This is a genomic window from Saccharopolyspora cebuensis, from assembly GCF_039542665.1.
In the GTDB taxonomy this organism is placed as follows: domain Bacteria; phylum Actinomycetota; class Actinomycetes; order Mycobacteriales; family Pseudonocardiaceae; genus Saccharopolyspora; species Saccharopolyspora cebuensis.
Window position 1 is genome coordinate 126,146 of sequence record NZ_BAABII010000001.1, and the last position, 14,000, is coordinate 140,145.

The window sequence follows — 14,000 nt, forward strand, 5'->3', positions numbered from 1 at the left end:
GACGTCTCGTGATCAACTACCTGGTCGGGCGACCACGATCAGCCGCGCGACTGGGTGATCAGGCGTCGACCGGGACCACGTTGGGCACGATCATCGGGCGCCTGCGGTAGGCCCCGGCCACCCAGCGGCCGACCACCCGGCGGACCGCCTGGGCGATGCGGTGCGTGTCGGTGATCCCCTCGGCCTCGGTGCGGGCCAGCTCCATCTCCACCAGCGGCACGACCTCGTCCAGCGCCTTGGGATCGTCGGAGAACCCGCGCCCGGACAGCGTCGGCGCCGACACCGCGCGGCCGGTGGCGGTGTCCACCACCACCGTGATCGAGATGAACCCGCCCTCGCCGAGCACCAGCCGGTCCGACAGCGTCGACTCGCCGACGTCGCCGACCGACAGCCCGTCCACGTAGACGTGCCCGACCTCGAGCCGCCCGGCGATCGCGGCGATGCCGTCGATCATGTCCACCACGACGCCGTCCTCGGCGATCACCACCCGGTCGGCGGGCACCCCGGTCAGGGTGGCCAGCTCGGCGTTCGCCCGCAGGTGGCGCCACTCGCCGTGCACCGGCATCACGTTGCTGGGCCGCACCGCGTTGTAGAGGTAGAGCAGCTCGCCCGCCGAGGCGTGCCCGGAGACGTGGACCTTCGCGCCGCCCTGGTGCACCACCTCGGCGCCCAGCCGGACCAGCCCGTTGACCACGCCGAACACCGCGGTCTCGTTGCCCGGGATCAGCGAGCTGGCCAGCACCACGGTGTCCCCGGCGCGGACCTTGATCTGCTTGTGCTCGCCGCGGGCCATCCGGGACAGCGCGGACAGCGGCTCGCCCTGGGAGCCGGTCGAGACGAACACGACCTCGTGCTCCGGCCGCTCCAGCGCCTCGTCGAGCTCGACGAGCAGCCCGTCGGGCACCTGGAGCAGGCCGAGCTCGGCGGCGATGCCCATGTTGCGGACCATCGACCGGCCCACCAGGCACACCTTGCGCCCGTGCGCCTGGGCGACGTCGAACACCTGCTGCACGCGGTGCACGTGGCTGGCGAAGCACGCCACGATCACCCGCTGCGTCGCCTTGCCGATCACGCCGTCGAGCACCGGCCCGATCTCGCGCTCCGGGGTGACGAACCCGGGGACCTCGGCGTTGGTGGAGTCGACCAGGAACAGGTCGACGCCCTCGTCGCCGAGCCGGGAGAACCCGGCCAGGTCGGTCAGCCTGCCGTCCAGCGGGAGCTGGTCGAGCTTGATGTCGCCGGTGTGCAGCACCACGCCCGCCGGGGTGCGCACCGCCAGCGCCAGCGCGTCCGGGATCGAGTGGTTGACCGAGAAGAACTCCAGGTCGAACTGGCCGTGCGTGCTGCGCTGGCCCTCGGCGACCTCGATCAGCTCCGGGTTCAGCCGGTGCTCGCGGCACTTGGCGGCCAGCAGCGCGAGGGTGAACCGGGAGCCGACGACCGGCAGGTCCGGGCGCATCTTCAGCAGGAACGGCACCGCGCCGATGTGGTCCTCGTGCCCGTGGGTGAGCACCAGGGCGTCGATGTCGTCGAGCCGGTCCTCGATGGCGCCGAAGTCCGGCAGGATCAGGTCCACGCCGGGGGCGTCGTCCTCGGGGAACAGCACCCCGCAGTCCACGACCAGGAGGCGGCCGCCGAACTCGAAGACGGTCATGTTCCTGCCGACCTCGCCGATCCCGCCGAGGGCGACGACCCGGAGACCGCCCCCGGCCAGCGGCGGCGGTGGCGCCGACGTCGGCTTCGCGGGGTGACGCTCGGTGGTCGTCTGTTCGCTCAAAGCTGGTTCACCTCTGCTGCGGCATCCGGATTGACCAGGACCAGTCCAGCATCCCACAGGTCGCTGGTGATCAACCGGACCTGCTCCTCGGTCGCCTCGGGCAGCGGGAGCCGGGGCTGGCCGGTCTCGTAACCGCACAGCCGCATCGCGGTCTTGGCGAAGATGACGCCGCCGACGCCGTTCATCGCCCGGTACACCGGCAGGAGTCCGTTGTGGACCTCGCGGGCCGTGGTGATGTCGCCGCTCTCGTGGGCGTCGAGCATCCGGCGCAACCGGTCGCCGACGATGTGCCCGATGACGCTGACGAACCCGACCGCGCCCACCGACAGCCACGGCAGGTTCAGCGGGTCCTCGCCGGAGTAGTACGCCAGGTCGGTCGAGGCCATCGCCTCGCTGCCCGCGAGCAGGTCGTGCTTGGAGTCCTTGACCGCCCGGATGCGGGGGTGCTCGGCGAGGCGCTTGAGGGTGTCGACCTGGATCGGCACGACCGAGCGCGGCGGGATGTCGTAGAGCATCACCGGCAGCTCGGTCGCGTCGGCGACCGCCCGGAAGTGCTGGAGCAGCCCCTCCTGCGGCGGGCGCGAGTAGTACGGCGTCACCACCAGCAGCCCGTGCGCCCCGGCGCGCTGCGCGTCGCGCGCGAGCTCCACCGAGTGCTCGGTGTTGTTGGTCCCGGCGCCGGCCACCACGGTCGCGCGGTCGCCCACCGCCTCCACGACGGCGCGCAGCAGGCGCTGCTTCTCGTCGTCGGTGGTGGTGGGGCTCTCCCCGGTGGTGCCGTTGACCACCAGGCCGTCGTTGCCGATGCTGTCGACCAGGTACGCGGCCAACTCCTGCGCCAGCCGCACGTCCAGTTTCCCGTCCTCGTCGAACGGCGTGACCATCGCGGTCAGGACGCGGCCGAACGGGCGGCCCGGGGCGGCGGTGGGGCAGTCGGTCATGCCCCTGACGCTACCTTGGCCCGGCACTGGTCAGGACGCCTGGACGGCCTTCGCCGCGGACGGCGGAAACCCTCGGGCGCGGGGCCGCCGAGGCGGTCGATCTTCCGGCCCGCGCTCGAACCGGAACGCGGGATTTCCGCTACAGGTGCCGCCGCAGGTCCTCCACCGCGAGCACGTCGGCGTCGCTGCCCTCGAAGGTCACCCGCGTCTGCGCGCGGCCGAACGCGTGCAGCAGGAGCTCGCCGGGCTCGCCGAGGATGCGGATCGTGCGCGGCCCCCGCTTGGCGGCGATCTCGGTGCCGTCCGGGCGGCGCAGCACCACGCCGACCGGGCTGCGCCCGTAGAACACCTTCGCCATCCGGCTCAGCGACCGCCACAGCGCTTCGTCCCGCGCCGGGTCCGCCGGCCGCGGCTCCCAGCCGGGCTGGGCGCGGCGCACGTCCTCGTGGTGGACGAAGAACTCCGCGGTGTTGGCCGCCTCGTCGACACCGGACAGGCCCATCGGGTTCCACTTCGGCGGCCCCTGGCGCACCTGGCCGACCAGCTCCGGCCACGGCAGCGCGCGCAGCTCGGACTCGATCCGCTCGCCGCGCTCGGCCAGCTTCTTCACCAGCCGCCCGGCCAGCGCGTCCGGTCGCCGCTCCCGCACCACGAGGTGCACGGCCAGGTCCCGGGTGCTCCACCCCTCGCACAACGTCGGGGCGTCCGGCCCGACCCGGTCGAACAGATCGCACAACTGCGCACGCTCATCGCTCGCCACACCCATGGACCCACTCTAGTGGTCGCGGCGCCGATCGGGGCGGAACCGGGCGGGCGCGCCGCCACGACGCGCCCGCCGCGGCGGTCAGCCCTCGGTGACGTACGGGCTGGAGGCGACCTCGCTGCCGTCCTTGAGCGCGGTGATCTCGAAGTCGCTGAACACGTTGGCCACGTTCTTCTGGAGCTGGCGCAGGCACTCGATGGCCAGCGCGCGGATCTCCACGTCGGCGTGCTCGCTGGCGCGCATCGCGATGAAGTGCCGCCAGGCGCGGTAGTTGCCGGAGACCACGATCCGGGTCTCGGTGGCGTTGGGCAGCACCGAACGGGCGGCCTGCCGGGCCTGCTTGCGGCGCAGCGTGGCCTTCGGCTCGTCGGCGAACTTCTCCTGCAACGCGCCCAGCAGCTCGGTGTAGGCCGCGACGCTGGCCTCGGTGGCCGCGACGAACTTCGCGTGCAGCTCCGGGTCCTCGGCGATGACGTCGGGCTCGACCATCGCGGCGTCGCGCTCGGGCACGTAGCGCTGGGAGAGCTGCGAGTAGGAGAAGTGCCGGTGCCGGATCAGCTCGTGGGTGAGCGAGCGGGACATCCCGGTCAGGTAGAACGACACCGTCCCGTGCTCCAGCACGGAGAGGTGGCCCACCTCCAGGATGTGCCGCAGGTAGCCGGCGTTGGTGGCGGTGGCCGGGTTGGGCTTGTTCCAGGACTGGTAGCACGCGCGTCCGGCGAACTCGGCCAGCGCCTGCCCGCCGTCGGCGTCGGTCGACCAGGCCACGTCTTCCGGCGGGAAGAACTCGGTCTTGCCGATGAGCTGCACCTTCGGCCGCACGATCTCGGTCACGCGGGCGGTCCCCTTTCCTGCTGGTCGCGGTGGCGCTCCGGCCGCCGCGGGCGTCTCCCCCTTGCGGCTGTCGAGCGTAACCGCCGACCCCGTCGGCACCGCACGACGCCAGCCGCCCGGTTGCGCGACGCCGCGGATGACGCCATAGTGACGCCATGGATCTGACTCCCTACATCGACCAGCTCCGCGACGACCTCAACTCGGCGGCCTCCGCCGGCGACGAGCAGACCCGGCAGACCGCGGCGGTGCTCTCCGGCGCGATCGAGCCCGCGGCCCGGCTGGCCATCATGAACGCGCTGTCCGACCTGGCCGCCGAGGTCACCGCGCACCTCGACGGCCAGGTCGTCGACCTCCGCCTCGCCGGGCGCGACGTCCGGGTGGCGGTCAGCGGCACCGGCGGCCAGGCCGACGAGTCCGGTGCCGAACCGCCGCCTCCGCCGCCGCCCGTGGACGGCGGTGACATCAGCCGCATCACCCTGCGCCTGCTCGACGAGATCAAGGGCCAAGCCGAGCACGCCGCCTCGACGCAGGGCGTGTCGCTCAACACGTGGGTCGCCCAGGCGGTGCAGGGCGCGCTGCAAGGCGGGCGCGGGCGGTGGGAGCAGCACTCCCGGCCCGGCCGTCCGCAGGGCGGACGCGGCGGACCGCGGCACGGCGGCTGGCCCGGCGCCGGCGGCTCGCGCGTCCGCGGCTGGGTGCAGGACTGACCCGCCCGACCGCAGCAGCGCCCGCCGCGCAGACCACCGGCGACACCGCCACCCGCCCACAGGCACCCAGGAGGCGACCATGACCTCGAACCCCGGATCCGCCGACGACCCGACCGGCAGCGCAGGAGGACCGGCGGAGCTGGTCCGCAGGCAGGACTTCGACACCCCGGGCCCGATCACGGTCGACATCGGCAACGGCCTCGGCCCGGTGGTGGTCGAGCTGTCCGACACCACCACCACCCACGTCGAGGTCCGGCACGACGCGGGACCCGCCCTCCCGGACTGGCGCGCCGGGCTGTCCGGGCTGCTGAACTGGGTCAGCGACCAGTTCGGCGACTCCGGACCGCTCGCCGACGCCCGCGCCCAACCCGTCGAGGAAGCCGTGCGCCGCACCCGGATCGACCTGGCGGGCAACCGGCTCGCCGTCCGCACCCCCACCACCTCACCGCTGCGCGGCGTCCCGCTGGCGGTGCGGGTCCAGGCGCCGCAGGACTCCGAGATCACCCTGCACACCGGGGCCGGCGAGGTCACCGTCACCGGCGTCGCGGGCCGGGTCTCGGTGCAGGGGGGATCGGGTGCGGTGGCCATCGCGCACGCCGCCGACCGGGCCAACGTGCGCAGCGGATCGGGCCCGCTGCGGCTCGGCACCATGGCGGCGGGGGTGCAGGCGCGCAGCGGCAGCGGTGACGTCGAGATCGCCGCCGTCGAAGGCGCCTCGACCGTGGCCACCGGCAGCGGCGCGGTGTGGCTGGGCAGCGTGTCCGCCGACGTGCTGGTGCGCTCGGGCAGCGGGGACATCGCGGTCGCCGACGCCGCCGGGGGCGAGGTCGAGCTGATCACCGGGTCCGGCGAGGTCGTCGTCTCGCTGCGGCGCGGCGTCGCGGCGGAGGTCGACCTGACCTCCTCCACCGGCTCGGCGACCAGCGACCTCGACGTGACCGACGAGCCACCGGCCACCGAACCGGGCCTGCGGGTGTTCGCCCGCACCGGCAACGGCGACGCGACCCTGACCCGCGCCGTGTGACCGCTACCGCCGCCGGCCTGCGGATGCGCCGCTCGGGTGAGGAGCACCTTCATCGGGCACAGTCGGATGGAGGTGCCCCTCACCTGGTTCAGACGCGGGCGCGCAGCGGGGCGGCGAGGTCGCCGCGGTCCCCGACCCGCACGCCGGACAGGCCCAGCCACCCGGCCATGTCGCGCAGCGCACCGGCGAGCTCGGTGGCCACCTCGTCGCGGTCCCGCCCCGGCTCGGCGAACGCACCGGGCACCCGCAGCACCCCGGCGGCGCGATCGGCCTTGAGGTCCGCCCGGGCCACCAGCTCGCCGTCGAGCAGGAACGGGAAGACGTAGTAGCCGTACCGGCGCTTGGCCTCCGGCACGTAGATCTCGATGCGGTACCGGAAGCCGAACAGCCGCTCGGCGCGGGACCGCTCCCAGATCAGCGGGTCGAACGGGGACAGCAGCGCGCGGCCGGTGATCCGGCGCGGGGTCCGCGCGGACTCGTGCAGGTAGGCGGGCTGGCTCCAGCCGCGCACCGACACCGGCTCCAGCGCCCCGGACTCGACCAGCTCGGCGACCGCCCGCCTGCTGCGCGCGGGATCGAGCCGGTAGTAGTCCCGCAGGTCCGGTTCGGTGGCCACCCCCAACGCCTGCGCCGACCGCTCCACCAGCCCCCGGATCGCGTCCTCGTCCTCCGGTTCGCTGCCGAGCACGTGCGGTGGCAGCACCCGTTCCGGCAGGTCGTAGAGCCGTTCGAAGCCGCGCCGGGCGCCCGTGGTCAACGCGCCCATCGCGAACAGCAGCTCGCAGGCCCGCTTGGTGTCGCTGCGGTCCCACCAGGGCCCCCGGCTGCCGCGCTGCTCCCCCAGCTCGCGCTCCAGCGCCCCGGCCCCGACCGGCCCGAGCTCCTTGACCGCCGCGAGCACGTCGTCCACCAGCGCCGGCGAGCGCTCCAGCAGTTCGCGACCGCGCTTGCGCCACGACCCGCCGTACTCCCGCATCCGCCAGCGCAGCAGCGGCCAGTCCTCCACCGGCACCAGCGACGCCTCGTGCGCCCAGTACTCGACGAGCAGCCGGGGCCGCCGGGCCCGGTGCGTCCAGGCCGCGTCGTCGACCAGCTCCGCCGGGTAGCCGCCGAGCCTGCTGAACAGCGGCATGTAGTGCGCCCGGACCGCGACGTTGACCGAGTCGAGCTGGAGCAGCTTGATCCGCCCCAGCACCCGCCGCAACTGCCGCCTGCCCACCTCGCCCGCCGGGCGCGGATCGGCGAAGCCCTGCGCGGCCAGCGCGGTGCGGCGGGCGGCGTCGGCGCTCATCGTCTGCACGCCTCGATGGTGCCAGCGACCTCCGACAGTCCTGGCCCGGTGGTGTCACCGCGTGCCCGGACCGGCACGTTAGGTTGGGGGGCATGGCCGACGCCGACGTGCGCGACGCGACCCCTTCCGATGCCGCCGACATCGCCCGGCTCCAGCTGGCGACCTGGCGGACCGCCTACGCCGACCTGCTGCCGCCGTCCGTCGTGGCGGAGCTGGACGTCGGCGCGGCCGAGGCCCGGTGGCGCGAGGCGGTCGACGGGCCGGTCACCGTGCTCGTCGCCGAGGAGGGCGGCCAGCCGGTCGGCTTCGCCGCGGGCGGTCCGGCACCGGCCGAGGAGTCCGCGTCCGCCGACGGGTCCGCCCCGCCGGACGCCGGCTCGGTCGCCCTGGTCGGCACCGTGCTGGTCGAGCCGAGGTGGGGGCGGCGCGGGCACGGCGGTCGGCTGCTGGTCCGGCTCGCCCAGCAGCTCGGTCGGGACGGCGCGACGCGCGGGATCGCGTGGGTGGCCGAGGCGGACCAGGCCACGACGTCCTTCTTCCGGGGGGCGGGCTGGGCGCCGGACGGCACCGTGCGGACCCTCGACGCCGCCGGACGCCCCCTGCGCGAGCTGCGGTTTTCCGGTCCGCTCGACCTCGAACTCGACCTGGCGTGACGCCGCGGCGACCGCACGTGCCCGGACGGGGACTGCTAGGGTCGGCCGCACCGCGCCCCGCGGCACCGCCGCCCACGCGGATCGCTCGTCCGGACGTTCTGGGGGACGACCGTGCTGACCGTGATCGGACTGCTCTCCACCACCTTCGGTGTGTCGGTGGCCTCGGCCCTGCTGCCGTTGATCAGCATCGAGCTGTTCGTCGTCGGGTTGCTGCTCAAGGGGCCCGAGATCCCGTGGTGGGTGCTGGCGCTGGTGATCGCCACCGGCCAGATCGGCGGGAAGCTGCTGCACTTCTACGCCGCGCGCGGCGCCATCCGGTTGCCGAAGGTGCTGCGCCGCCGCGCCGACCGGGAGCAGCGCCCCGGGCGCTGGCGGGACTGGATGCAGCGCTTCCGCGCGACGTGCCGCCAACGGCCCCTCTGGACCGGCGGGGTGCTGCTGATCAGCGCCACGGCCAGCCTGCCGCCGTTCGCCGCGGTCGCGATCGGCGCCGGGATCGCCAAGGTGCCGCTGAGCACCTTCCTCCTGGCGGGCTTCACCGGCCGGTTCGTCCGCTTCGGCGTGCTCGCCGCCGCCCCGGGTCTCGTCGGCACCTGGCTCTGATCACCCGCCCGTGAACTGAGTGAGGGGCACCCTTGCCCGAGTTACTTGGACAAGGGTGCCCCTCACCTACGTCCCGTCCGGGTGAACCGGGGCCCGGGTCGCTCGGGCGTTCACCCGTCGGTGGGTGGGGTCAGCGGTCGGTGCGTTCCAGGTCGATGGCGCGGCGCATCGCCTTGCGGCCCCGGTTGCGGTCACCGGCGAGGTCGTAGGCCTGCGCGAGGGCGAACCAGCGGCGCCAGTCCTGCGGGGCGGCTTCGAGCTCGGCCTGCTTCTCGTCGAACCAGGCGTCGGCCGCTTCCCGTTCCACCCGGCCGGACGGGCGGGTGGGCAGGTGCGAGACGTCGGGCAGCTCGTCGGCGTCGTGCAGCCGCCGCGCCAGCCGTTCGGTGCTCGCCCCGAAGCGGAGCTGGTCGGCCACCAGCACCGCGCCGAGCACGGGGAACACCAGGATCGCCAGGCCCAGCGCGAGGAACACCGGCTGCCCGCTGCTGATCATGGTGATCGCCCGGCCGCCCATCACCACCAGGTAGACCAGCAGCGCCGCGGCGATCAGGAACGCCGCGCCCCGCGCGTTGAGCCAGCGCCGCCGCTCGGCCATCACAGCCCCAGCAGCGGGTCGAGCCCCACGGTCAGCCCGGGCCGGGAGCCGATCTCCCGCACGCCGAGCAGCACGCCGGGCATGAAGGAGCGGCGGTCGTAGGAGTCGTGCCGGATGGTCAGCGTCTCGCCCTCGGTGCCGAACAGCACCTCCTGGTGCGCGACCAGCCCGGCCATCCGGACCGAGTGCACCGGCACCCCGTCGACGTCGGCGCCCCGCGCCCCGTCGAACTCCTTGGTGGTGGCGTCCGGCATCGGGTCCAGCTCGGCGTCGGCCCGCGCCCGCCCGATGACCTGCGCGGTGCGCGCGGCGGTGCCCGAAGGGGCGTCGGCCTTCTTCGGGTGGTGCAGCTCGACGATCTCCGCCGACTCGAAGAACCGGGCGGCGAGCTCGGCGAACCGCATCGACAGCACCGCGCCGATCGCGAAGTTCGGCGCCACCAGCACGCCGACGCCGGGGCGTTCGGCGAGCCGGGCGCGGATCGCGTCCAGCTCCTCGGTGCCCAGGCCGCTGGTGCCCACCACGACGTGGATGCCGTGGTCGACGCAGAACTCGACGTTGGCCAGCGCGGAGTCGGGGTGGGTCAGCTCCACGGCGACCTGGACCCCCGCGTGCACCAGACCCGACAGCGGGTCCTCCCGGTTCAGCGCGGCGGCCAGCTCGGTGTCGACGGCCTCCTCGACGGCGCGCACCGCCTCCGACCCCATCCGGCCGCGGGCGCCGAGAACGCCGACCTTGATCGGAGCTGACGAGTTCACGTGCGGATACCTCCCTGCTCGGTGCTGCCCGGCAGTCTAAGGACCGCCGCCCGAGCAGCTCGCGGCGGTGCGGCGATGCGGGCACCTTCACCCGCGCGGGTCATGAGTGGGGGGCACCTTCATCCGGCTATGTCGGATGAAGGTGCCCCTCACCTGGCAGGAGATCACCTGCGTGGGTGGTCAGATCCCGGGTGGGAGGTCGTCGGGGTGCTCGTAGGGCCCCACGACCGCGGTGGTGAGCGGTCGCCGCAGCAGGTCGGCGGCCAGCTCCGCGACGTCCTCGGGCGTCACCGCCTCGATCCGCTCCAGGGTCTCCTCGACGCTGTAGTGCCTGCCGTAGTTCAGCTCGCTCTTGCCGATGCGGCTCATCCGCGCCGCGGAGTCCTCCAGGCCGAGCACCAGGCCGCCCCGGAGCTGCCCCTTGCCGCGGGCGACCTCGTCCTCGCCGAGCCCGTCGGCGGCGACCTCGGCGAGCACCTCGCGGATCACCGCCGAGACCTCGCCGAGCCGTTCCGGGGTGCAGCCCGCGTAGACCGAGAACATCCCGGTGTCGGCGTAGGCACCGGTGCTGGAGTAGACGGAGTAGGCCAGCCCGCGCTGCTCCCGGATCTCCTGGAACAGGCGCGAGCTCATCCCGCCGCCGAGCGCCGCGTTGAGCACGCCCAGCGGGAACCGGCGCTCGTCGTGCCGGTCGTAGCCCCGGCAGCCGACCAGCAGGTGCGCCTGCTCGGTGTCGTCGGTGCGCAGCGCCAGCGGGCGCTGCCGCGGCAGCCTGGTCCGCCCGGTGCGCGGCGCCTCCGGCGCGATCTCGCCGTCGAGCCGCCCGCCCAGCGCCTTGCGCACCAGCCGCAGCACCCGGCCGTGCTCGACGTTGCCCGCCACCGACACCACCATCTTCGGCATCGCGTAGCTGCGCCGGTAGAAGCCGTGGACCCGGTTGCGGGTCATCGCCGAGATGGACTCCTCGCTGCCCAGCACGGAGCGCCCGAGCGGGTGGTCGCCCAGCAGCGCCGAGGTGAACTCCTCGTGCAGCAGGTCCTCGGGATCGTCGTCGCGCATCGCGATCTCCTCCAGGACCACGCTGCGCTCCACCTCGACGTCGGTGGCCGCGTTGACCGCGTCGAAGACCACGTCGCAGAGCACGTCCACGGCCAGCGGCAGGTCCTCGTCGAGCACGTGCGCGAAGTAGCAGGTGTGCTCCTTGCTGGTGAACGCGTTGAGCTCACCGCCGACCGCGTCGACCTCCTGCGCGATGTCCACCGCCGACCGCTTGGCGGTGCCCTTGAACAGCAGGTGCTCCAGGTAGTGCGCGGCACCGGCCTGCTGCCGGGTCTCGTCGCGGGAGCCGACCCCGACCCAGATCCCGACCGAGGCCGAGCGGACCCCGGCCACGGGTTCGGTGACCACCCGCAGCCCGCCCGGCAGCACGGTGCGGCGGACCGCGCCGCCGCTGGTGCGTCCGAGGACCCGGGTGGTGCCGGTCCGCTGGAGGTGCCCGGGGCGGCTCTGGTTCTGCTTCATCGTCCTTCGGTTTCGCTCGACAGCGGGGGCGCAGCGGTGCGGCCCGCCCCGGAGAGCTCCGGGACGGGCCGCGTCGTCAGGTGCGGGCGGGCCGCGGGATCACTGCTCGGCGCCCGACTCGGCCTTCTCCTCGGCCGGGGCCTGGTCGGCGGACTCGTCCTCGTCGACCGGCACCAGGCTGATCTTGCCGCGGCTGTCGATGTCGGCGATCTCCACGCGCAGCTTGTCGCCGACGTTGACCACGTCCTCGACCTTGCCGATGCGCTTGCCGTTGCCCAGCTTGGAGATGTGCACCAGGCCGTCCTTGCCCGGCAGCAGCGAGACGAACGCGCCGAAGGCCGCGGTCTTGACCACGGTGCCCAGGAAGCGCTCGCCGACCTTCGGGAGCTGCGGGTTGGCGATGGCGTTGATCTTGTCGATCGCGGCCTCGGCGGACGGACCGTCGGCGGCGCCGACGTAGATGGTGCCGTCGTCCTCGATGGTGATCTCGGCGCCGGTCTCCTCGGTGATCGAGTTGATCATCTTGCCCTTCGGCCCGATGACCTCGCCGATCTTGTCGACCGGGATGGAGATGGAGGTGACCCGCGGCGCGTGCGGGCTCATCTCGTCCGGCTTGCCGATGGCCTCGGCCATCACGTCCAGGATGGTGAACCGCGCGTCCCGGGCCTGGCCGAGGGCCTGGGCCAGCACCTCGGACGGGATGCCGTCCAGCTTGGTGTCGAGCTGCAGCGCGGTCACGAAGTCCCGGGTGCCCGCGACCTTGAAGTCCATGTCGCCGAAGGCGTCCTCGGCACCGAGGATGTCGGTCATCGCGACGTAGTGGGTCTGGCCGTCGACCACGTCGGAGACCAGGCCCATCGCGATGCCCGCCACCGGGGCCTTGAGCGGCACACCGGAGTTGAGCAGGGACAGCGTCGAGGCGCAGACCGAACCCATCGAGGTGGAGCCGTTGGACCCCAGCGCCTCGGAGACCTGCCGGATCGCGTAGGGGAACTGCTCCCGCGACGGCAGCACCGGCATCAGCGCGCGCTCGGCCAGCGCGCCGTGGCCGATCTCGCGCCGCTTCGGGCTGCCCACCCGGCCGGTCTCACCGGTCGAGTACGGCGGGAAGTTGTAGTGGTGCATGTACCGCTTCGTCGTCTCCGGGGACAACGAGTCGATGGTCTGCTCCAGGCGCAGCATGTTCAGCGTGGACACGCCCAGGATCTGGGTCTCGCCGCGCTCGAACAGCGCCGAGCCGTGCGCCCGCGGGACCACGCCGATCTCGGCGGACAGGTCGCGGATGTCGGTCAGGCCGCGGCCGTCGATGCGCACCTGGTCGCGGATGATCCGCTGCCGCACCAGCTTCTTGTTCAGCGACCGGAACGCGGCGCCGATCTCCTTCTCGCGGCCCTCGAAGGCCTCGCCCTCGCCGACGCCGACCTTGTCCAGGACCGCGGCCTTGAGCTCGTCGAGCCGGGCCTCGCGCTCCTGCTTGCCCGCGATCTTCAGCGCCTCGGCGAGCTCACCGGAAACGGCCTGCTCGACGGCGGTGAAGGCGTCCTCGGCGTAGGCCGGGAACACCGGGAAGTCCTGCGTGGCCTTGCCCGCCGCCTGGGCGAGCTGCTGCTGGGCCTGGCACAGGGTGCGGACGAACGGCTTGGCGGCCTCCAGACCGGCGGCCACGACCTCCTCGGTCGGCGCCTGGGCGCCGCCGTCGACCAGCTCCACGGTCTGCTCGGTGGCCTCGGCCTCGACCATCATGATCGCCACGTCGTCACCGACGATCCGCCCGGCCACGACCATGTCGAACACCGCGCGCTCGAGCTGCTCGTGGGTCGGGAACGCGACCCACTGGCCGTCGATCAGCGCCATCCGGGTGGCCCCGATCGGGCCGGAGAACGGCAGGCCGGAACCCTGGGTGGAGGCCGACGCGGCGTTGATCGCCAGCACGTCGTAGAGGTCGCCGGGGCGCAGGCTCATCACCGTGACGACGACCTGCACCTCGTTGCGCAGACCGTCCACGAAGGACGGGCGCAGCGGCCGGTCGATCAGCCGGCAGGTCAGGATCGCGTCGGTGGAGGGACGGCCCTCGCGGCGGAAGAACGAGCCGGGGATGCGGCCCGCGGCGTACATGCGCTCCTCGACGTCCACCGTCAGCGGGAAGAAGTCGAGGTTTTCCTTGGGCTGCTTGGAGGCGGTGGTCGCCGACAGCAGCATGGTGTCGTCGTCGAGGTAGGCGACGACGCTGCCGGCGGCCTGCTTGGCCAGCCGGCCGGTCTCGAAGCGGACGGTCCGGGTCCCGAACTCGCCGTTGTCCAGCACGGCGGTCGACTCGAACACGCCCTCGTCGATCGACTGCGGTTCAGTCAAGGTTGAACTCCTCATCGTTCACGTCTGTGCACGAGGCCCACGGCTACGCATCAGGGTCGTGGTCCGACGAGGCCGGCCATCGATCGAAGCTCTCGGGAAACGCTCTCCCCGGGAGCCACTACCGAGGACCGGCGGACACGCCCGCCCGCCGCCGTAGGCGCTCTGCGGTTGGTGGCGG

General features: G+C 73.4%; 13 protein-coding genes. 4 read left to right on the top strand and 9 right to left on the bottom strand.

The window, feature by feature from the left end:
- Window positions 1-58: 58 nt before the first annotated feature.
- The 4 genes from ABD976_RS00555 to thyX all read right to left on the bottom strand — a co-directional run bounded on the left by ABD976_RS00555 (window position 59) and on the right by thyX (window position 4,315).
- Window positions 59-1,777 carry a ribonuclease J gene (locus ABD976_RS00555; protein ID WP_345355281.1) on the bottom strand — a complete coding sequence of 573 codons (1,719 nt, stop codon included), beginning with the start codon at window positions 1,775-1,777 and terminating at the stop codon, window positions 59-61.
- Window positions 1,774-2,718, bottom strand: coding sequence for a 4-hydroxy-tetrahydrodipicolinate synthase (gene dapA, locus ABD976_RS00560; protein ID WP_345355284.1), 945 nt, complete (start codon window positions 2,716-2,718; stop codon window positions 1,774-1,776). Before dapA ends, ABD976_RS00555 begins: the two co-directional genes overlap by 4 nt.
- Window positions 2,719-2,857: 139 nt before the next feature.
- On the bottom strand, window positions 2,858-3,484 hold the full coding sequence (locus ABD976_RS00565) for a TIGR03085 family metal-binding protein (protein ID WP_345355287.1): 627 nt from the start codon (window positions 3,482-3,484) through the stop codon (window positions 2,858-2,860).
- Window positions 3,485-3,562: 78 nt separating this feature from the next.
- Window positions 3,563-4,315, bottom strand: a complete 753-nt coding sequence (gene thyX, locus ABD976_RS00570) for an FAD-dependent thymidylate synthase (RefSeq protein ID WP_345355290.1) — start codon at window positions 4,313-4,315, stop codon at window positions 3,563-3,565.
- 155 nt (window positions 4,316-4,470) lie between these two features.
- Here thyX and ABD976_RS00575 point away from each other — a divergent pair, with 155 nt between their 5' ends.
- Window positions 4,471-5,022 carry a toxin-antitoxin system HicB family antitoxin gene (locus ABD976_RS00575; protein ID WP_345355293.1) on the top strand — a complete coding sequence of 184 codons (552 nt, stop codon included), beginning with the start codon at window positions 4,471-4,473 and terminating at the stop codon, window positions 5,020-5,022.
- Between the two features lie 79 nt (window positions 5,023-5,101).
- Window positions 5,102-6,046, top strand: a complete 945-nt coding sequence (locus ABD976_RS00580) for a DUF4097 family beta strand repeat-containing protein (protein WP_345355296.1) — start codon at window positions 5,102-5,104, stop codon at window positions 6,044-6,046.
- 88 nt (window positions 6,047-6,134) lie between these two features.
- Here ABD976_RS00580 and ABD976_RS00585 read toward each other — a convergent pair whose 3' ends face one another.
- The gene (locus ABD976_RS00585) at window positions 6,135-7,346 is read right to left on the bottom strand and encodes a winged helix-turn-helix domain-containing protein (protein ID WP_345355298.1); all 1,212 of its coding nucleotides are present in this window, start codon (window positions 7,344-7,346) and stop codon (window positions 6,135-6,137) included.
- Window positions 7,347-7,429: 83 nt separating this feature from the next.
- Here ABD976_RS00585 and ABD976_RS00590 point away from each other — a divergent pair, with 83 nt between their 5' ends.
- A complete protein-coding gene (locus ABD976_RS00590) occupies window positions 7,430-7,990 on the top strand; it encodes a GNAT family N-acetyltransferase (RefSeq protein WP_345355301.1) in 561 nt (186 codons plus the stop codon).
- A gap of 111 nt (window positions 7,991-8,101) precedes the next feature.
- The gene (locus ABD976_RS00595; protein ID WP_345355304.1) at window positions 8,102-8,593 is read left to right on the top strand and encodes a VTT domain-containing protein; all 492 of its coding nucleotides are present in this window, start codon (window positions 8,102-8,104) and stop codon (window positions 8,591-8,593) included.
- Between the two features lie 130 nt (window positions 8,594-8,723).
- Here ABD976_RS00595 and ABD976_RS00600 read toward each other — a convergent pair whose 3' ends face one another.
- The 4 genes from ABD976_RS00600 to ABD976_RS00615 form a co-directional block, all read right to left on the bottom strand.
- The gene (locus ABD976_RS00600; protein ID WP_345355307.1) at window positions 8,724-9,191 is read right to left on the bottom strand and encodes a hypothetical protein; all 468 of its coding nucleotides are present in this window, start codon (window positions 9,189-9,191) and stop codon (window positions 8,724-8,726) included.
- Window positions 9,191-9,949 (bottom strand): 4-hydroxy-tetrahydrodipicolinate reductase, encoded by a 759-nt coding sequence (dapB, locus tag ABD976_RS00605; protein WP_345355310.1) that lies wholly within the window; start codon window positions 9,947-9,949, stop codon window positions 9,191-9,193. Before dapB ends, ABD976_RS00600 begins: the two co-directional genes overlap by 1 nt.
- Before the next feature lie 180 nt (window positions 9,950-10,129).
- Window positions 10,130-11,470 carry a M16 family metallopeptidase gene (locus ABD976_RS00610; protein ID WP_345355313.1) on the bottom strand — a complete coding sequence of 447 codons (1,341 nt, stop codon included), beginning with the start codon at window positions 11,468-11,470 and terminating at the stop codon, window positions 10,130-10,132.
- Between the two features lie 99 nt (window positions 11,471-11,569).
- Window positions 11,570-13,822, bottom strand: coding sequence for a polyribonucleotide nucleotidyltransferase (locus tag ABD976_RS00615; protein WP_345355316.1), 2,253 nt, complete (start codon window positions 13,820-13,822; stop codon window positions 11,570-11,572).
- Between the last annotated feature and the right edge of the window lie 178 nt (window positions 13,823-14,000).

Coding starts and splice junctions, on each gene's coding strand:
- ABD976_RS00610 (WP_345355313.1), bottom strand. CDS start 11,470: ATGAAGCAGAACCAGAGCCGCCCCGGGCACCTCCAGCGGACCGGCACC.
- ABD976_RS00590 (WP_345355301.1), top strand. CDS start 7,430: ATGGCCGACGCCGACGTGCGCGACGCGACCCCTTCCGATGCCGCCGAC.
- ABD976_RS00565 (WP_345355287.1), bottom strand. CDS start 3,484: ATGGGTGTGGCGAGCGATGAGCGTGCGCAGTTGTGCGATCTGTTCGAC.
- ABD976_RS00580 (WP_345355296.1), top strand. CDS start 5,102: ATGACCTCGAACCCCGGATCCGCCGACGACCCGACCGGCAGCGCAGGA.
- ABD976_RS00575 (WP_345355293.1), top strand. CDS start 4,471: ATGGATCTGACTCCCTACATCGACCAGCTCCGCGACGACCTCAACTCG.
- dapA (WP_345355284.1), bottom strand. CDS start 2,718: ATGACCGACTGCCCCACCGCCGCCCCGGGCCGCCCGTTCGGCCGCGTC.
- ABD976_RS00600 (WP_345355307.1), bottom strand. CDS start 9,191: ATGGCCGAGCGGCGGCGCTGGCTCAACGCGCGGGGCGCGGCGTTCCTG.